This is a genomic window from Baaleninema simplex PCC 7105 (assembly GCF_000332355.1).
GTDB classification, from domain to species: domain Bacteria; phylum Cyanobacteriota; class Cyanobacteriia; order Cyanobacteriales; family Geitlerinemataceae; genus Baaleninema; species Baaleninema simplex.
Map to the genome: position 1 here is coordinate 1 of NZ_KB235956.1, position 19079 is coordinate 19079.

General features: G+C 50.0%; 16 protein-coding genes. 8 read left to right on the forward strand and 8 right to left on the reverse strand.

What is annotated here, in order from left to right; translation table 11 throughout:
• Positions 1 to 1041: 1041 nt before the first annotated feature.
• Both GEI7105_RS0100140 and psb28 read left to right on the forward strand, forming a co-directional pair.
• A complete protein-coding gene (locus GEI7105_RS0100140) occupies positions 1042 to 2592 on the forward strand; it encodes an efflux RND transporter periplasmic adaptor subunit (RefSeq protein WP_035492243.1) in 1551 nt (516 codons plus the stop codon).
• A 300-nt stretch (positions 2593 to 2892) separates the two neighbouring features.
• Positions 2893 to 3228: a photosystem II reaction center protein Psb28 gene (gene psb28, locus GEI7105_RS0100145; protein ID WP_026097315.1), complete on the forward strand. Its 336-nt coding sequence runs from the start codon at positions 2893 to 2895 to the stop codon at positions 3226 to 3228.
• Positions 3229 to 3714: 486 nt separating this feature from the next.
• Here psb28 and GEI7105_RS0100155 read toward each other — a convergent pair whose 3' ends face one another.
• The 5 genes from GEI7105_RS0100155 to GEI7105_RS0100185 form a co-directional block, all read right to left on the reverse strand.
• Complete coding sequence (locus tag GEI7105_RS0100155) at positions 3715 to 4407, reverse strand: DUF4276 family protein (RefSeq protein ID WP_017658458.1); 693 nt, start codon at positions 4405 to 4407, stop codon at positions 3715 to 3717.
• Positions 4407 to 5507 carry an AAA family ATPase gene (locus GEI7105_RS41175; RefSeq protein WP_017658459.1) on the reverse strand — a complete coding sequence of 367 codons (1101 nt, stop codon included), beginning with the start codon at positions 5505 to 5507 and terminating at the stop codon, positions 4407 to 4409. The genes GEI7105_RS0100155 and GEI7105_RS41175 overlap by 1 nt, the downstream gene beginning before the upstream one ends.
• Positions 5508 to 5567: 60 nt before the next feature.
• A complete protein-coding gene (locus GEI7105_RS0100165; RefSeq protein ID WP_017658460.1) occupies positions 5568 to 6746 on the reverse strand; it encodes a glycosyltransferase in 1179 nt (392 codons plus the stop codon).
• A gap of 301 nt (positions 6747 to 7047) precedes the next feature.
• Positions 7048 to 7329, reverse strand: coding sequence for a hypothetical protein (locus GEI7105_RS0100180; RefSeq protein WP_017658462.1), 282 nt, complete (start codon positions 7327 to 7329; stop codon positions 7048 to 7050).
• Between the two features lie 64 nt (positions 7330 to 7393).
• Positions 7394 to 8809 (reverse strand): aspartate ammonia-lyase, encoded by a 1416-nt coding sequence (locus GEI7105_RS0100185; protein WP_017658463.1) that lies wholly within the window; start codon positions 8807 to 8809, stop codon positions 7394 to 7396.
• A 208-nt stretch (positions 8810 to 9017) separates the two neighbouring features.
• On the opposite strand from GEI7105_RS0100185, the gene GEI7105_RS28330 reads away from it, so the two are divergent.
• From GEI7105_RS28330 to GEI7105_RS41180, 4 genes are all read left to right on the forward strand, one after another.
• Positions 9018 to 9893: a tetratricopeptide repeat protein gene (locus GEI7105_RS28330; RefSeq protein WP_017658464.1), complete on the forward strand. Its 876-nt coding sequence runs from the start codon at positions 9018 to 9020 to the stop codon at positions 9891 to 9893.
• Positions 9894 to 9895: 2 nt separating this feature from the next.
• On the forward strand, positions 9896 to 10531 hold the full coding sequence (locus tag GEI7105_RS0100195; protein ID WP_017658465.1) for a hypothetical protein: 636 nt from the start codon (positions 9896 to 9898) through the stop codon (positions 10529 to 10531).
• Between the two features lie 79 nt (positions 10532 to 10610).
• Positions 10611 to 11942 carry a serine/threonine protein kinase gene (locus GEI7105_RS0100200; RefSeq protein WP_017658466.1) on the forward strand — a complete coding sequence of 444 codons (1332 nt, stop codon included), beginning with the start codon at positions 10611 to 10613 and terminating at the stop codon, positions 11940 to 11942.
• Entirely contained in the window at positions 11939 to 12286 is a 348-nt protein-coding gene (locus GEI7105_RS41180) for an REP-associated tyrosine transposase (RefSeq protein WP_445958239.1), read from the forward strand. Before GEI7105_RS0100200 ends, GEI7105_RS41180 begins: the two co-directional genes overlap by 4 nt.
• Before the next feature lie 195 nt (positions 12287 to 12481).
• Here GEI7105_RS41180 and GEI7105_RS38085 read toward each other — a convergent pair whose 3' ends face one another.
• Entirely contained in the window at positions 12482 to 12622 is a 141-nt protein-coding gene (locus GEI7105_RS38085; protein WP_158413135.1) for a hypothetical protein, read from the reverse strand.
• Positions 12623 to 12808: 186 nt separating this feature from the next.
• On the opposite strand from GEI7105_RS38085, the gene GEI7105_RS0100215 reads away from it, so the two are divergent.
• Positions 12809 to 13426 (forward strand): Uma2 family endonuclease, encoded by a 618-nt coding sequence (locus GEI7105_RS0100215; protein ID WP_017658469.1) that lies wholly within the window; start codon positions 12809 to 12811, stop codon positions 13424 to 13426.
• A gap of 44 nt (positions 13427 to 13470) precedes the next feature.
• Positions 13471 to 14847, forward strand: a complete 1377-nt coding sequence (locus GEI7105_RS28340) for a serine/threonine-protein kinase (protein WP_017658470.1) — start codon at positions 13471 to 13473, stop codon at positions 14845 to 14847.
• Here the strand turns inward: GEI7105_RS28340 and GEI7105_RS0100225 are convergent.
• Together GEI7105_RS0100225 and GEI7105_RS35730 are read right to left on the reverse strand one after the other, a co-directional pair.
• The gene (locus GEI7105_RS0100225) at positions 14808 to 15686 is read right to left on the reverse strand and encodes a ChaN family lipoprotein (protein WP_017658471.1); all 879 of its coding nucleotides are present in this window, start codon (positions 15684 to 15686) and stop codon (positions 14808 to 14810) included. The two genes, GEI7105_RS28340 and GEI7105_RS0100225, sit on opposite strands and share 40 nt — an antisense overlap.
• 21 nt (positions 15687 to 15707) lie before the next feature.
• Complete coding sequence (locus GEI7105_RS35730; protein WP_144053604.1) at positions 15708 to 18503, reverse strand: hybrid sensor histidine kinase/response regulator; 2796 nt, start codon at positions 18501 to 18503, stop codon at positions 15708 to 15710.
• Between the last annotated feature and the right edge of the window lie 576 nt (positions 18504 to 19079).

Genomic DNA, 19079 nt, shown 5'->3' on the forward strand with positions numbered 1-19079 from the left:
CTACTATTTTTGTCAAGTCAGTTGGCTCTTGAATGTTATTTTCAAGTCAAGGGGTCAGTTGGCTGAGTCGAAATACCTAATTCCTTTCCGATTCAATTTATACTACTTATACACTACATTTGAAGTGCGGAATGTGGGTTTAACAGTCAAACTCAGTATTGACTGAAAATTGGAGTTTCATACTTCATCCTTTCCTTAGCCCCTCCTTTGAAAGGGGGGTTGGGGGGATATAGCAAACCTAAATGGTTTGTGGAAACAGATTGGATGAAAACCCCATGCCGTAACGATCTATCCTGAAAACAATCTGCAAACGAAGTCGTACTGCTATAGAGGGGCTTGTCTGACTGAGTAAAACCAGTATTTGAAATTCGGATTCCGTATCAAGTCCCACCCCTTCGACTTTGCTCGGGGCAAGCTTTCGGTACTGGCCGCTTAAGGTGGCAAGTCTCGAAAGCTTCTCATGGACAGCATTTGCTCAACACTCACAGCTCGCGATGCGAATCCGAATCTTCATGGCGGGAGCCTGCGAACTCGACCATCTCAGTCTGACCCAATTATGAATGAAACGCTGCACCGAGAGTGTTCGCTCGAGTCCGGAGGGCGTTTTGGCAAAGATTTAGCAGAGTCACACTCGGAGAGCCATTAAAACTCAAGGCGATCGCCTCCTTTATTACGACGTTCCTACATTCGGAAAACCCATCTCCTTCCCGGTTTTTTGCCCTTGGAAGTGGTGATATAGCAACCCTAAATCAGTTGTGTAACAAAATCGGGACAAAAAGGGAATTGGGAACGGGGAACGGGGAATCGGATTTTTTCTGGTGTTTTAATTTTTGAGGACTCATTTGGCACTGCTATATGCCTTATCTACAATGGAATAGAGCGGAATACACGAAAACGAGAGCGCGTCAAAACTTAGCCAGTTGAAAAACTGACACATCCCTCGCGACCGCAATTCGATTTTTCGGTACGAACCTCTTACCCTTCTAAAATTTGGTATACCCAAACAAGAGGGTCTGTTGTGTTGAATTGGCTAATCCACAAATGTCCGGTGTCTTTATGCAGCTTCCGATCGTTGGAAAACTCAAGCATCCTAACCCTTGGATCGCCGGACTCGTAGTTGCAGGAGTTCTCGGCGTTGGTTCGGTGGCGATCGTCACCCGACAGAATACCGCATCCCAAACTGAAAATCTTGCAGAGTTAACCGTTCCCGTCGAGGCCGCCGACGTGACAGTACGCATCGAAGCCACGGGAGAAGTGCAACCGGAACAGCGCGTCAACCTCAGCCCGAAAGTGCAAGGACGCCTCGAACGACTGTTCGTCGAACAGGGCGATCGCATCTCTCAAGGCGAAGTCGTCGCCCAAATGGAAAGCCAGGAAATCGCCGCACAGCTCGCGCAAGCCCAAGCCCGACTCGATCGCGCCCGAGCCAATTTAGCAGAACTCGAAAACGGCGCGCGTCCCGAGGAGATCGATCGCGCTCGGGCAGGAGTGCGTCAAGCGCGATCGCAGTGGGAGCGATCGCAAGCACAACTAGCAGAACTCCGTGCTGGAAGCCGCCTCGAAGATATCGCCGAAGCAGAAGCGGCAGTAGGACGGGCAGAAGCTGCCATCGCAGAAGTCGAATCGCGGGTGGCGTTAGCCCAGCAAGACGTGCGCCGCAACGAACAGCTCTATCGCGACGGTGCCATTTCTCGACAGGATCTCGATCGCGCCGTGGACGAAGAACGCCGCGCTCGTGCTAGCTTGCAACAGGTTCGCGCCTCGGCCGAAGAAGCCCGACGGCGCTTAGAACGGTTGCGAAACGGCGCGAGAATTGAGGAAATCGATCGCGCCGAAGCAGAAGTCGCTTCAGCCAGAGCTTCCCTAGAAGAAGCCCAAGCGCGCCTCGACGAACTCCTCAACGGAACCCGCCCCGAAGACATTGCCTCGGCCGAAGCGGACGTGATGGAAGCCGAAGCTCAAGTGCGGTATTACGAAGTGCAGCTAGAAGACACGCGCGTTCGAGCGCCGTTTTCGGGCATTATCGCCCAACGTTACGCGGACGTAGGAGCCTTCGTGACGCCGGCCACCTCCGCCTCGGACGTGAGTTCGGCCACCTCCACCTCGATCGTCGCCTTAGCCAAAGGCTTGGAAGTCTTAGCTAAGGTTCCCGAAGCCGACATCAGCCAGATTTATACCGGCCAGTCCGTCGAAATCGTCGCCGATGCCTATCCCGATGAGGTATTTGAAGGACGCGTGAAGATTATCGCCCCCGAAGCGGTCGAGGAACGAGACGTGACGCTGTTTCAGGTGCGCTTGGACGTTCTCACGGGCGAAGACAAACTGCGATCGGGAATGAACGTCGATTTAACGTTTCTCGGCGATCGCCTCTCCAATGCTTTGGTGTTACCCATTCGTGCCATCGTCACCCGTCGCGGCGAAACTGGGGTGTTGGTTCCCAACGATCGCAATCGGGCTGAGTTTCAACCCGTGACGATCGGCCCGACGATCGGCGATCGCGTGCAAATTCTCGAGGGGGTCAGTGCGGGCGATCGCGTCTTCGTCGAACTCCCTGAAGGTCAAGAACGCGACGATATTTTAGACGAATCGTAGAAAATTTACGGTTTTCTTGCCGTTAACGGTGCGACCATTGCAGAAATGGCCGATTGGCGAGCCCTCTCCTTGCCCCTTTCCCACGACCTATCGTCAAGGCCGCTGACTGTGTTAAGTTGAAATTTAAAGGAGTTACGCGATCGAGCGAGATTGCAGTGTCTGTTGTTATCGAATTAGCAACTCTCGAATTGGCAACTCTCGAATTGGCAATTCTCGAAGTTTGCGTTTGCAACCCACCAGCAATCCCGATTGACTTTCCCAAGGCGTTCCTCCGAGTATTTTGTTGTTTATGGTGGCTTTATGGCTCATATCGAGTTTTCAAGAGGTGTTAAGGAAGAAATCGTCCCTGACGTGCGTTTGACACGATCGAAAGATGGAACCAACGGACGCGCGATTTTTTATTTTGAAAAACCCAACGCCCTCCAACAAGATTTTGAAGAAGAAATTACGGGGATGTATTTGGTCGATGAAGAAGGCGAACTGGTGACGCGAGAAGTTAAGGGCAAGTTCGTCAACGGTCAACCTGAAGCTCTCGAAGCGATCGTGGCGATCAAATCTACGGCGGAATGGGATCGCTTCATGCGCTTTATGGAGCGTTACGCCCAGGAAAACGGGTTGGGCTTTACGAAAGCGTAAGAACACTTCGACCGAACGGGATAGTGTCCTAACTGCTCCGTTCGGCCGTTCGCTTCAAACTTGAGTTCGTACAAACAACTGGGAGCATCTCAACTTTTGAAAAAAACATGGGGATTGGAGGTTAAAATGGGTGCATCTCAAAAATGTAAATTCATCGAATTGGGCGCACTCAATTTCCAGATCCCCGGCTTGGAGATGCCGGGGATCTTATACCGGAAGTGCTAATCGGGAATTTTGCCACCCCAAACTGATGTTTTTGCACTCATTGAGATGCACCCTGCTCAACTGCGTAACTCCTGACTACATTTGAAGTGCGGAATGTGGGATAAAGTCGAAGCGGGAACCACTGCGACGGCAGATGCTGAAAACCTCCGTAAATCCGCCGATCGAGCGTTAAATCAGTTGAGATAATATTGTTTTCCTCAAGGCTCGATCGCGTTTCGGGTGGGCATTATTCGCCCTACAGCACCATCGAACGCCGACCGTTTATATTATCGTGTTGTTTAACGATTCGAGGCGAGAGAGCCAGCCATTGAAATGAGGACACAGTTGGCGAATCACGGACAAGCCAATTAATTCGGCTAACTGAGACCCTACAATTCGCTTAGACTTTTTATACTCGGGAAATTCAGCTATAATCCGTTTGCTGGGGGCTGTGGTTTGTCCGTCGTTAATCAACTCGGGCGTCTCATAGCGATCGACGATAGATTGCAGAACCTCAATTTCTCGATTTCGTTTGGGATAAAAATATTCAAAACAGGTCGGATCGCAAAATAAATACGCTTCGTATTCATGGAGTTGAATGTAAGGAATAAATCGGCGATCTCCAATGTCTTCGGCAAAGCATTCCTCTAAAAAATCGACGCGATCGAATGGATTATTTTGTCTAGATTTAGACTCTTCTAACCCTGGAAAATCTGAAGGCATTCTGAACAAATCAATCATCGTTGTAAAAAATACGTCTGAATTTTTATCTTCTTGCAGAGAGCGAAGAATATCATTTTTCATTGGAAGATACTTGACAAATCCTCCACGATGCACTCGACCTTGTTGTCGGGCATGAGCAATCAGACGAGGACGGTGCATAAACACGTTATATTGTGCTAAATGTGGCTTAATTAAAAGATCGGCAAACGTTTGCTCGGTTTGTCCTTCAGCAAAAAGGTATAGACGCACCATCAATGAGGACCTCCACCAATAATATTTTTCTCCCAGATTTCTCCTAAACTATATTCTTCGAGCCAAGTGTCTAATTTCGACGGAGTGAGTCGCTGAAACTGCGATGCTTGCCCCTCTAGATTGACGGTGATAATATTTTCAGGACTGAAATTATCTATCAATAAACTTGATTGGGTACTCATCAAAACCTGGATATGGTATGCAGCCTGACTAAACAAGTCTGCAATGATATTGAGTGCATAAGGATGAAGTCCAAGTTCTGGCTCGTCTACAATAATCATCTCGGGACGTGTTTCTTCAGGTTGCAAAAGCAGCGTAATCAGACAAATTGCGCGTAAAGTTCCATCCGAAAATTCATGAGGGCTAAATACGCGATCGGAGTCTTTAGTTTCCCAATTTAGCAAGACACGCTGAGCCGCATCGGGTTCGAGAACAAAATCTTTAAAAAAAGGTGCGATTAAACGAATTGTTCTAACAATTTTTTGATACTCTGAATGATTTTCGCGACGAAATCTGAGGAGCAAAGCTGCTAAATTCCCCGCATCAGGCATCAGCCATCGCGTATCGCCCACGTAGCAAGACTGGCGCATGGCTGATGTTGAAGAGGTATCGTGGAAGTGGTACACGCGGCAGCGATTTAGCAAAAATCTCAGCGTTTTTGCAGTGACGATTTCTCCTTCTGCGGCCTCGGGAATTCGGGTTTCTAGGTGTCCAGCTCCTAGAGACTCAACTCTTGGAGATGTATAATCAGTTTGTAGAAAACTTAAGGTTTCTTCTGCGAAAATGAGAGTATCGTTTGCGGCATGAAATAGCCTCAGAAAATACGTATCGACACCGTTTTCAACTTCAAACTCTAAAGTTGCTTCGATTTGAGGCGTTATCTTAGGTCCGAAATGTAAAATCGATGAGGCTCTCCCAGACATGGCAGTATATTGCTGAAAGCGTCCAGCCATCATCTCGTTCAACATTTTAAAAAACGAAACGAGATTGCTTTTTCCAGCGCCATTCGCCCCAATGAGAACATTCAATGGCTGCAATTCAAGTTCCATTGACTGAATCGATTTAAAACCTTTGAGTGTTATTTTCTTGAGAAGATTCATCCGTCAAACCTCTCTGTGTATTGGTGGTTTTCAACAGTCTCCTTCAGCGAGATCGGCGATTTAAACCGGAACCACATCAGCAAACGCCATCATCGACGAAGAAAACACCCCTAACAGGCGATCGACTGTCTTCGACCAGGTATAATTTTCTTCAACAAACATAACGCCAGAACGTCGTGCAGTTTCTCGAAAAACAGAATCCGCGATCGCCCGTTCCATCGCCGCCACCAAACTCTCGATATTCGGCGACAATAACAAACGGGATTCGTTGTCGATCTCGACCCAGATTGGCCGACTGTCAACCCGTAGTGCAAAGTCCGATCGCGTAAAATCGTCCGTCGGACCTCCCGCCGTACAAATCACCGGATTTCCACAGGCGATCGCTTCTAGAACTGGAAGGTTAAACCCTTCGGCTAAATAGGGCGAAACATAAACGTCCGCCGCTTGGTGCAGTCGAATCACTGCCTCAAACGACAAATCTTTTCCAATATAGGCAATTCGCGGAATCGTTCGTTCCCGTTCCTGGGGCGTCAACATCTCGTTTAACGCATCGATAACGTATTTCTGCGATTCGTACAGCGAAGAGGTTCCTTTTAATATCAATCTTGCCTCGGGATGGCGATCGCTAGCTCGAGAAAACGCCTTCAACAGCGGACGAATTCCCTTTCGCGGATGCAACGAACTGACGTTGAGAAACACGAAATAATCGTCAATTCCCAATTCCCGACGCAAGACTTTACGTTCGTCTGGCGGAAGCGGACGACACCGCTGCGTATCCACCCCTAGGGGAACCACCACCACCCGACTCGGTTCGGCACCGCTGGCGATAAATCCTTGACGAGACCATTCAGACGAAGTGACGATGACGGTATCGGTCTCGCGGTACGCCTGTTTGAAGTCCGAAACCCCCATCGCCGACAGCATTGCATTGTGAACCTTTCCATACTCCGTCAGTCCGAACACGACGGTTTGACTGGCTTCGGAAGCGGGTTTGAGGTTAAACGGCATTTGCATCCGCAACAACACGTCGGCGTAGCCGGAGGGTTGGGGAATTTTTCGTAACGCCGTTTCTTCACCCGGAGACAGCAACCCCGCCGTCGGTTGCCAATTCTGTAAATAGGGCATTTCCCGGTGAAACAGGTTCACGTGAGGACGCTTGAGGAGTTCGAGAAGTTGGAATTGGTTGACGACGGCGTAGGATTGGGAGATGTATCGCCATCCTTCGACGAAGAGTTTCATATTTGGCAGAAAGGGAGAGGGGGAGATTGGGAGAGGGGGAGATTGGGAGAGGGGGAGATTGGGAGAGGGGGAGAGGGGGAGATTGGGAGAGGGGGAGAGGGGGAGATTGGGAGAGGGGGACAAGTTGTCGGTGGGGACGGTGCGTGACGCGGTAACAGTCCTTTGACCTGACTTCGGCCACATTTCCCCGCCGCGTCACACACCCTACGATTTCTGTTCCCTGTTCCCAGATCCGCTGTTCTCTATCTTCACTGGTGACTGGTGACTGGTGACTGGTGACTGTCTTCATTCCCTCATCTCATTATCGTCGTGCGGCGCGACGCATGGCGGTGACGACTTGGGCGTTGGAAAAGACACCGTCTCCTTGCATTTCGGGGAAAGGTGGGAAAACTTCGACTTTGAGAACACGATCGAACCGAATGGTGACGCTGCGATCGTACAGGTGAAAGGTCAACAACGGCATTTCGATCGCCAGTTGTAACTGTTGGTACACTTCCTGGGGCGTCATGGGAACGCTGAAGGATTCTTCGTGGCCGTTTTCGTAGGAAAAGGTCAGTTGGGTTTCTGTATATTGGCTTTGCATGGGAGTTTCGATCGAACGCGACAGGGAGGTAGGGGCGCAGACGGTTCGCCCCCCTACCGGGATCTTAATCGTTGAGTTCGTCTTTTGAAGGGGGAAGTTGACTCATCTCGTCTAAATCCAACACCTTCGCCAACTCCGCTTCGTCCATCAATCCTTTCTCTAACACCAGTTGACGCAGGGATTTCCCAGTTTCGAGGGATTCTTTGGCGATCGCAGCGGCGTTGAGATAGCCAATGTGGGGATTCAACGCTGTCACGAGGGCTAAACTTCCTTCGGCGTAGGCGGCGCAGCGATCGCGATCGGCGGTGATTCCATCGATGCAGCGCGTCGTCAAGGCAGAAATGGTATTGCCCAGAATCTCGATGCTGTGAATTAAATCGTACGCCACTAAGGGCATCATAACGTTTAATTCTAATTGTCCCGCTTGGCCGCAGAGGGCGATCGCCTGGTCGTATCCCATCACCTGGAAACACACCATCGAGGTCATTTCCGCCATCACTGGATTGTATTTCCCCGGCATAATCGAGGAACCCGGTTGAACCGGAGGAAGTTGAATTTCTTTCAATCCTGTTTTCGGGCCCGAATCCATCAGACGCAAATCGTGGGAAATCTTCACCAAATCTTGGGCGAGGTTGCGGAGACTTCCCGAAACGCCCACGAACGGCGAAAGGCTTTGCATCGCCGCCATGAGGTGAGGGGCGCTTTGTAAGGATTGTCCGATGTATTCCGAGAGTAATTCGGCGACGCGGAAGCGATAGCGGGGGTGCGTGTTGAGTCCGGTTCCCGAAGCGCTTCCGCCCAAGCCTAACACTTTTAAATCTTCGGCGGCGAATCGAATGCGGCGGTGATGGTCGCTTAAAATCGTCGCCCAGGCGCGAAAGACTTCCCCCAACCGCACGGGTACGGCGTCTTGCATGTGGGTGCGCCCAGATTTGACGACGTTTTGGAATTCCTCGGCTTGGCGATGGAGAGATGCGATCGCCGCGTCTAAGGCGGGGAAGAAGGTGCGATCGAGGGCTAACAACGACCCGACGCGAATGGCGGTGGGAATGACATCGTTGGTAGACTGGCCGTAGTTTACATGGTCGTTGGGACTGACGCGACTGTAGTTTCCTTTGGTATCTCCGAGAAGTTCTAAGGCGCGATTGGCGAGAACTTCGTTGACGTTCATGTGGTGAGAGGTTCCCGCCCCGGCTTGGTAGACATCCACCACGAACTGTTCTCGAAACTGTCCGTTGAGAACTTCGTCGGCGGCGTTGACGATGGCTGAGGCGATATCTTGGGGAATACAGCCGAGTTCGCCGTTAGCGGTGGCGGTGGCTTTTTTAATCAGAACGCACGCATCGACGTAAGTGGGAAGCGGTTTGAGTCCGCTAATGGGAAAGTTTTCGGTCGCCCGTAGGGTTTGAATGCCATAGTAGGCGTTGGCGGGGATTTGGCGTTCCCCCATCGAGTCTTTTTCTATGCGGTAGTCTGTCATCTCAGGCTGCCAACTGTTGGTCTCGGGTTTCTCTTCGGTTTGTTTATCTTCTCACGCAGTCGTTTCGATCGAGGTCTTTAGACGACAATAGAACCAGACGATCGATCGAACCCAGCGCGATCGCTCTCCGGTTGACGGTTCGCTGCGTGTTGTTCGCTGTGTGTTGTTCGCTGTGTGTTCATAAAGGGGGAAACTAAGCGTGAATCTAATGAGTAGTCGTCTCACGCCGTATTTGGAATCGCGATGGGAAGATTACTGGCTGTGCTATCACCAAGGGGAGAAATTCGCCGATCGGGGCGAGTATACGGCGGCGTTAGCCTGTTTCGATCGCGCCCTTCTCGCCCGCCCTCACGACTATTGGAGTTGGTACGAACGGGGAAACGTTCTCGTAGAATTGGGGGATTACGAGGAAGCGGTTTACAGTTTCGATCGCGCCGGAGAACAACGCCCTCGGGACTATTGGGTATGGTACAACCGAGGTTGCGTGTTGTCGGAAGAGTTAGAAAAGTTCGACGATGCGATCGCCAGCTTCGATAAAGCCTTGCGGTTGCGCCCTCACGATTATTGGGCGTGGTTCCGTCGCGGCGATGCGTTGCGGTATTTGGGGGAATATCGGGCGGCGATTTCCAGTTACGAGGAATCGATCGAAATTCGCCCGCGAGATTTTTGGGGATGGTTCCGCAAAGGGGACTGTTTGCGACAATTGGGACAGTACGAGGATGCGATCGTCCACTACCGCCAAGCCTTACGCCGCGATCCTGAAGATTTTTGGACGCGGTACAAGTTAGCGGAAACCTACCGCCAGATGAAGGATTACCGACAGGCGATCGCGCAATACGATAGCTGTCTCGATCTCGATCCCGAGGACAGTTACAGTTGGTACAACCAAGCCTGTTGTGCGGCGTTGACGGACGACGTAGAAGTAGCGTTGGAGGCGTTGAAACGGGCGATTTCCCTCGCCCCGATAATCTTTATTCCTAGGGCTTTAAACGATCCGGATTTAGCTTCGCTACAGGATCGATCGGCGTTTCATCACCTACTGCAATTCGACGCCTACGAAGACAGTTCTGATTCGGAGACATAGCGATGGTGACTCGCACGATTATCGCTCAAAAAACCAATCTTCGCGAACTCATCGAGACATTTAATCTCGAACTCGTAGAAGACGAAGCATTTTTTCAAGAGTGGAAAACGGATTTACCGAAACTTTCAGATACGGACAAACAGCTTCTCGATAAAGTCAAAGCGGGATATCTCAATTTATTGAACTATCCGCCCTTACTCAAAGATGTCGTGCGGATGTCCGTTCTCGATCCGATTTTATTTATCAGCGACTTTTATTTACAGCCGTTTTACGTTCGTTCCGAAGAACCCATCGAGTTTCTCGTCGAAGACGAAGATACCCTTGTCAAAGGACGAATCGATACCCTCGTTCTCAAAGATAAATTTTGGGTGATGGCGATCGAATCCAAGAAAGCCTCTTTTTCCATCGAAGAAGGACTCGCACAACTGATTGCCTACATGATGGGAAGTCTCCACCCCGAACGTCCCGTCTACGGTTTAATCTCAACTGGAGGCAGTTTCGCATTCATCAAACTCCTGAAATCCAAAGTTTGGCAATACGCCGTTTCCAAAGTATTTATTACGCGCAACCCCGGCAACGAACTCTATACCGTCTTACAGATATTAAAACATCTCTCCCGTTTAATAATTGAAGAATAAAACAGTCTTTCAAAACCGATGGATTCTCCATGTTCTCACTGTCGGATGTGGTGAATCCTTCAACCCACCTTGAAAACCCATGAGTTCCTTACACGAATCCAACGACATCATCGCCGATCGCTACCGCATTCTCAGCGTGTTGGGAAGCGGCGGGATGGGAACGACTTACGAAGCCGAAGACACCCACGACGGTACTCGCGTCGCCATGAAAGTGGTGTCGATGCGACGGGTAACAGATTGGAAAGTCGTCGAACTGTTCGATCGCGAAGCGAAAGTTCTCGCCAACCTCAACCATCCCAACATCCCCAACTATCTGGCGCGATTTCAACTCGATACTGATGGCGATCGCCGCTTTTACCTCATTCAAGAACTCGCCCCCGGAACCTCCCTCGCCACCCTCATCGAACGAGGTTGGAAACCGACAGAAAAAGAAGTCAAACGCATCGTGCGAAAGGTGTTAGAGATACTGCAATATCTTCACGACTTACATCCTCCCGTCATTCACCGCGACATCAAACCTCAAAACATCGTTCGCGACGACAACGGAACCGTATATTTAGTGGATTTCGGGGCGGTTCAGGATGTCTATCGCAACACCCTCACCCGAGGCGGAACCTTTGTCGGAACGTTGGGATATATGGCGCACGAACAGTTTCGCGGCGAAGTCTGTGGGGCGTCAGATTTGTATGGGTTGGGTGCGACGGCGTTGTTTTTGCTGTCGGGGAAATCGCCGGATTCGTTTCCGCAAAAACGCTTGAAACTCCAGTTTCGCGATCGCGTTCGCGTGTCGTCCGAGTTTGGCGATTGGTTAGAAAAGATACTCGAACCGTCGATCGAGGATCGGTTTGTCTGTGCGGAGGAGGCGATCGACGCTCTCGATCGCACGGAACAGGTTTCGGCGACGTTGGATATCGAAGCGATCGATCTCAAATCGCCGTTTTCGCTCGTCTCTCAACGAAATTCTAACTCTCTCGCCTATGTAATTCCTGCATCCCATAACTTGATTTGGATCGTGTTGCTCTCTTCAATTGCGATTGTTATTGCGATCGCCATTGGAATTTATCCGATAACTTTACTGACAGCGGTGTTATATGTTGGGGTGGGATCGATTGTCGCGATCGTTTCGGAAACGGAACGTTGGCTCGTTATCGATCGCGATCGCTTTCACTTTTTCTGGCGCTGCTGGGGAATCACGTATTATCAAAAATCGGGAAAAACTTCAGATATCGAGCTGGTAGAAGTCGAAACGATATTGTCTTCTCAGTCGAAAAAAAATTCTTGGAAACAGATTTCAATTCTCTATCTTTGGGAAGGAGTCTTTTTGCGTCGTTTTGCCTATGACTTCCCCCGAGAAGATTTGGAAATTATGGCGCAAGAAATTCGCAACTTTATCGGAATCGAGCCGCTTTGAATCGGCGGAATTATTCTCCCTCCAATTCAGAGGGATCGATACCGAGCAATTTTAGCCGTCACTCTCCGTCCAAATATCAAGGTTACATTTCATATTCGCGACAGAGGAAAGGAGAAAAGGCAGTCTGGCAACCTCGGTTTTGGGAACATCAAATTCGAGATAAATCAGATTTGGTGAACCATGTGGATTATATACATTTTAATCCCGTCAAAAATGGCTTGGTTAAAGCTCCGAAAGATTGGAAGCGATCGAGCTTTTTACGGTATGTCAATCGCGGAATTTATTCGCTCGATTGGGGAACCGATGAAGACATCAAATTTTCTGACAATATCGGTCGTGAATAGTAGGGGGTGTTGGGTTTTGCTCTCGCTCCACCCAACCTACGGTACTCCTAATGAAGATATTAATTTTTTTGAAAATGTTGTCTGTAAATAGTGGGGCGTGTTGGGTTTTGCTCTCGCTCCACCCAACCTACGGCTCATCGTGACTGAGCAAATTGAAGCGGGTGCATCTCACCCGGAAACCCACCCATCCTCCCCTTAGTAAGGGGAGGTGCCGAAGGACGTTCGGCGAGCGCGGTTCGGCTGAGCGCTCACCGTCGAAGCCTCAGTCGAGGCGCGGAGGGGTCGTTCTACGAAATTGAGATGCACCCAATTAAAACGTTCTAATGAGTCTCTCATGTCAGAAGTCTTAGGGGAAATTCTGAGCGAGATTAAAAATCATCCAGGTTTGAAGAGAGAAGCTAGTTACATTGATGAAATTGAAGAATTGATGAAGCAAATCGATCGCCAATAAAAACTCGCCTTCCACCATCGTTTCGATCGCGCCATAATTGAGAATATAGTCACAAGATCGCACCCCTCCCGATGACTCACTTTACCTCTACGCAACTCTCCCTCGATCGATTCCTCGAAAAGTACGGAGACAACCCACGTTACGAACTCATCGACGGCGAACTACGCGATATGGAACCCACCGGACCTCACGAAACCGTCGCGGGAAACCTTTCAGGATACCTTTTCACTGAAATCCAGAAATCGCGTCAACCTTGGATTCTCCCCAAAAACTGCCTCATCCAACCCCCCGCCTCAGAAGCAACCGCCTTACGTCCCGATGTCATCGCTTTAGACGAAACGCAACTGCACGCAGAACCCCTGTGGCAACAGGAACCCATCATCTGCAACGGAAACAGCATCGAATGGGTGGCTGAAGTCGTCAGTACCAACTGGCAAGACGATTACGCTCGCAAAATTGAAGAATACGCCCTCTTGGGAATTCCAGAATACTGGATTGTCGATTATCGCGGTTTAGGCGGGTTGGCGTTTATTGGGAAGCCCAAACAACCCACGTTGACGGTGTGTTGGCTCGAAGAACCAACCGCCGACGAATACCGACAGCAACCCTATCGTCTAGGCGACCCCCTTCACTCGCCGCTCTTTCCCCAGTTGCAGCTACGTCTCGACGATCTACTCCCTCGAACCTGACGCTACAATCGAAATATCGCACGATCGCCGTTTCGGTGCGACCTATGGCACTGCTGCAACGCTATCAAATCGCCTCCATCCTCGGAAAAGGGGCGTTTGGCACCACCTACAAAGCTCGAGATCTCGATCGCGATCGCTGGGTTGCCATTAAAGTCTTATCCTTAAAACAGGTCGCCGACTGGAAAATTGTCGAAATGTTCGAGCGAGAAGCCCAAGTTCTCGAACGACTCAACCACCCCGGCATCCCCAACTACGTCGATTATTTCTATCGCGACACCCAAGACGATCGCCTGTTTTGCTTAGTTCAAGAACTCGTCGAAGGCAAATCCCTCGCCGCTTGGGTCAAACAAGGTTGGAGAGCTACGGAAGACGATGCCAAACACATCGCCATTCAAGTCTTAGAAATTCTCGATTATCTCCATTGGCAAACGCCCCCCGTCATCCATCGCGACATTAAGCCTCAAAATATCATTTTAAAACCCGATCGCTCCGTCTATCTCGTCGATTTCGGAGCCGTTCGAGATATTTATCGCAACAGCCTGATTCTCGGGGGAACCTTCGTCGGAACTGTCGGCTATATGCCCCCCGAACAGTTTCGCGGCAAAGCCTTTCTCGCCTCCGACTTATACGCCTTGGGCGCTACTTTACTTTTCTTACTTAGCCATCGTTCTCCCGAAGAACTACCTCAACATCGTCTGAAAATCGAGGTACAGAAGGCGATTCGAGTCTCCGATGATTTCGCGGCATGGTTAGAAAAAATAGTAGAGCCGGCGATCGAAGACCGCTACAAATCTGCTCGGGAAGCCTTAGACGTTCTTCAGGGAAAACGCCAACTGCGACGTTCTCCCCCTCCGCCTCAACCCATCCTTCCCCAACGACACCAACCCAAAGGCTCGCGGATACAGGTTTGGCAAAGCGACGATCTCGCGACCGTCAACGTCCCCGCAGCAGGAATTACGCCGCCCAACTTTACGCTACTGGGAGTCACACTATTTTGGAATCTCATCGTCGGAAGTATCGTCGCGGCCGCCCTCTTTGGCGGGAACTGGCTGATATTACCGTTTTTATCGCTCCACGCCCTCGCCGGAGCGGGGTTACTCTTTAGGAGTTTGGGAACCATCGCCAGTTACGGACGCCTGACGATCGATCGCCATCACTTCAATATCTATCGGCGGTGTCTGGGCGTCACCTACAACCAATATGGCGGGAACACCTCGGAACTCCAAGGGGTTCGTTTAGAAGTCTCCCTCGACGAACACGGACGGCGAAAAGTGCGTTGCGTCTTGCAAGGGGGCGATCGCACCTACGATTTCGCCCCCAATCTTACCCCCGTTGAAAAACGCTGGCTGGTGGAAGTCATCTCCAATCTACTCCAGTCGTTTCAATCGGACTCAGACGACTCCGGCCACCGCCAAACGTAATCCGCTAACGACCGTTCTGGCGTCGAAGGAAGGTCGGAATCTGGGTCGAACACCACCAACACAGTCTCTAAACCGGGAATTCGGCGATCGACCCGTTGGGGAATTCCATCGCCGTAAGCGATGTGACCCTGACCCGCCAACACGACTACAGTGGTCTGCGGGTTCTCCGCCACGAACGCCGCCACCCGATCCGCCATCGTTTCGTCCCAGAGAACCTGGGCTTGAAAAAAATACTCGAACGCCTCGCTCGAACCCTGTCCTTCGTGGTAGCGATCGTAAATCTCCTTCAACCACTGGCGATAGAACTCGTTATCCGTTCGCATCTCGTCGAGGGGAGGAACGAAATCGCGGTATTCGGCGGCGATGTTCTCAAAGCCTCCTGCGGCCACCTGTCGCAAGGCTTCGCTGGGAGCGTTTAACGCCAAAACTGGGATTTGGTGGGTTTTGGCGAAATGCAAAATCGGGGCATAGAATTCCCAAGGAAACCCCCATCGCGTTTCGTATTCCGTTCGTTCGAGAAATTCGGTTTCGTCGATCTCTCCGGCGAGATAGCGATCGATCGCCGTTTGATAGGGTCGCTGAAACATCTCCATTCCGATGGCGAGATCGGGATTTTCTGCGTAGAGGGTTTGTAAAATCTCCAGTTGCGCCTGGTGGTGTTCCCGGCGATCGTGAATTTCGCCGAGATAGATAACGTCTGCTTGGTGGAGGCGGCGATCGAACCCATCGCGGCTGACCACCTCACCGTGAGTCGGATATGTAATCGTTTGCGCCCAGGCCGCCGGAACGCCGCAACACAGCCACGCACTCAGCAAACAAGCAGACAGTTTTAGGTTCATGGAATTTCCCGAAGCAACAGTTTAAAGTTTCGAGGCGGTCACCCGATATTTTTCGAGCAGTTTCAACACCTCACGTTCTTGAAATGTCTTAACTAACTCGCCGATCTGTGCCGCAAAAGGAGCGTACTGAACGTTCTCCGAAGCTAAGGCGTTCACTCGCTTTCGTAATTTTCGCAGATTTCCCCGTTTGGCCAAATCGATGAGAACGTCGAGTTCGGCTAACGGAGGCGGAACCACTACCGCGTCGCGATCTTCGTGGGTGGAACTCTCGAGACGGTTCGACTCTTCGTCGCTTTGAGGTTCGCGATAAACCCACTCGAGTTGTAGCAATCGCTGGAGTTTATCGAGGAGTTCTTCAACTTGCACGGGTTTGGCTAAAAATTCGTTTCCACCCATATCGAGACTGCGATGTTGGTCGGTTTCAAACACGCTGGCCGAGGAGACGATAATCGGAAGCGTTTGAAACTGGGGCATTTTTCGCAGTTGTCGCATCATCTCAAAGCCGTCGAGTTCGGGCATTACCAAATCGGTAACGATGAGATCGGGAGCTTCTGACACCGCTTTGGCTAATCCTTCTCGTCCGTTTTCTGCCTCGACGAGAGCGAAGCCGAGGGGATCTAAGATATTGAGCAACACCGCTCGGTTTTCCCACTTATCGTCTACCACTAACACCTTCTGTTTTTCTCCCTGATAACCGTCGATGCGATCGTGTCGGGCCATGGCTAAACGAACCCAATCGGTGGCCACGGGTAACTCTACATCGAACCAAAACCGGCTTCCTTCTCCGAAACGGCTTTCGACCTGAATTTGACTGTCCATCAACGCGACAATTTTCTGGGCGATCGACAGTCCCAAACCCGTTCCTTCGGCCATGCGGGGCGCATCTCCCACTTGCTCGAAGGGTTGAAAAATCTTTTCGATTTGCTCGGGAGTCATGCCGATCCCCGTATCTTCGATGAGGAATCGAACGTTCACCGCTTTCTCCCGACCCTCTTCGGCTTCGATGTTCGAGATAACACTGACACTGAAGGTCACGCTCCCGCGTTTGGTATATTTGACAGCGTTGCCCAACAGGTTAATTAAAACCTGACGTAATCGTTTTTCATCGGCATAGATTGCTTCGGGAATTTGAGCGTTCAGGTGATAGTTGAACTTCAAGCGTTGGTGCTGGGCTTTGATTTGAAATATTTCGGCGACGCCAGTTAAAAAGGCAGGAAAATGGAACTCTTTCGGCATGAGTTCCATCTTGTTCGCTTCGATTTTTGAGAGATCGAGGATATCGTTGATGAGCGTTAAAAGATGGTTTCCACATTGTTGGATGACATCGAGTCCCTGTCGTTGTTGGTTGAGATCCTGGCTCCGTTGGAGAATTTGGGCGTAGCCTAAAATGCCGTTGAGGGGCGTTCGTAATTCGTGGCTCATATTGGCCAGAAACTCGCTTTTCGATTGATTGGCGAGATCGGCTCGCTCTTTGGCAACAGCAAGTTCGGCAGTGCGTTCTTCGACTCGTTTTTCTAAAGTGGAAAAGGACTCTTTTAACTGCTCTGCCATGGAATTGAACGCGCGAGCCAACTGTCCGAGTTCGTCTTTTTGTGTCGCTTCAAATTGAATGTTAAAGTCACCCTTGGCAATCTTTTGAGTGGCTCCCAAAAGTTTTGTTAAGGGGTTGGCAATTTTGTGCTGTAAAACAAAGAAAAGCAATATGATTTCTAAAATAAAGGAGGCCAACCCAACCCACAAAACAAACTGAGTGGTTTCAAACGCTTTGGCTTGAAGTAGCTGTTCTGGATAAACAGTGATTAAGTACCAATCAGCACTTTCAAGGCGAGCGATCGCCAAATATTCACGATCGCGATCGTTATAAAAAACGGATTGGTTCGGATCTCCTGATTTGATAATATCGAAAATATTTTGGAGGTGTTCGTCTCCTAATTGCGCGACGGTGAGTTGACCGTCACTCTCTCGAACACGATCGATAAATTCAGGATGCGCGATTAAGTTGCCGTCCGCTCGAACGATAATGTTATAAGTTCCCGGCACAGTATCTTGAATTGTTCGCTCTAAGAATTGGTTTAAAACAATGTCGTGACCGATCGTGCCGATGTGTTGTCCGTCTTCGTTGTCGATCGGCGTTTCTCCAGACACGAGCCAAGCTCCCGTAACCGGATCGTCATACACTCGCGTCCACAGAGTTTGACGTTCGGGGTTGTATTCTGGTTCTCCGAGATACACCCATTCTTCGCTGCGAATGTCTAAGTCCGTATCGGCATCGAGTCCCCACGTCGATCCCGGCCAGAATACAACAATTCCTCCTTCGGGGAAGCTGATATAGGTACTGAGAAAACGATTTCTCCACGCCGCACCGTATTGCCGTACCAACTCGTAATAAACAACGAGACGTTGGCGAAGTTCGTCGTCTAGAACGACATCGGGACTGATAAATACAGTGGGATACTGTTCGGTATTGAAGTTCTCGTAGGACGTTCCTTCGGGAAGGTTGCGAACGGTTTCATCTGACCATCGATAGAAATAGCGATCGAACTTTTCTTGCGACTCTTCTGGATCGATCTCACGCAGCGCTTCGAGGGTGTCTTGGCGAAGTAATTCGTGATTGTCTTCAGCTAGGGTAAAAATCGCTTCTTCCCGCTTGGCTCGCTCGGTAATATATTTGGTGAGTTTCGATCGCGTATCCTGAGAAAGTTGGGAACTTAAATAAAAGTAGCTGATCAACGAGACGATCGCGATTACACCTGCAACGCGTATTCCCATGTTACGTAGGGTAACGCGAGCTAAAGATTCCTGGGTTTGGCTTGGCATGAGAAACACTCGAGAAAAGGGTCTGGGTTTAAAGAGCGTGAAAATTTCACTCGGATCGATACTCAATTCAAGACGATCGATACCAAATGGCTCTCTTCTAATCTATCCCATTCTCCTATCACGACGACACAGGTGTCATCCGTAGAATTCGGGACGACTTTCTATAAGAATATTTTCAGAGAACTCAAAAACACTTTGACTTTTTAGTAAAGCGATCGAACAGAGATCGTTTGTTATCGAATATAGCAGCCCCAAATGAGTCGTCAAAAATTAAAATGCCAGAAAAAATAAGATTTTTCGTTCCCGATTCCCTTTATTCCTTGTTCCCCGTTCCCCGTTCCCTGTTCCCTTTATCCCCTTTTTGTCTCAATTTTGTTACACAACTGATTTAGGGTTGCTATATCTGACAACACATCGACTCGTACGATTTAACTCAACGCTCGGAATCTGCAACCTGCCTTTGATACTGTTCTAAGAGTTTTAAGCCCACATTCCGCACTTCAACTTGTAGTACGCCAAGTAGCACGAGAAGGGGATGAAATTAGTCGGGAGTTGGTTAGGGATTAAGACCGAGAA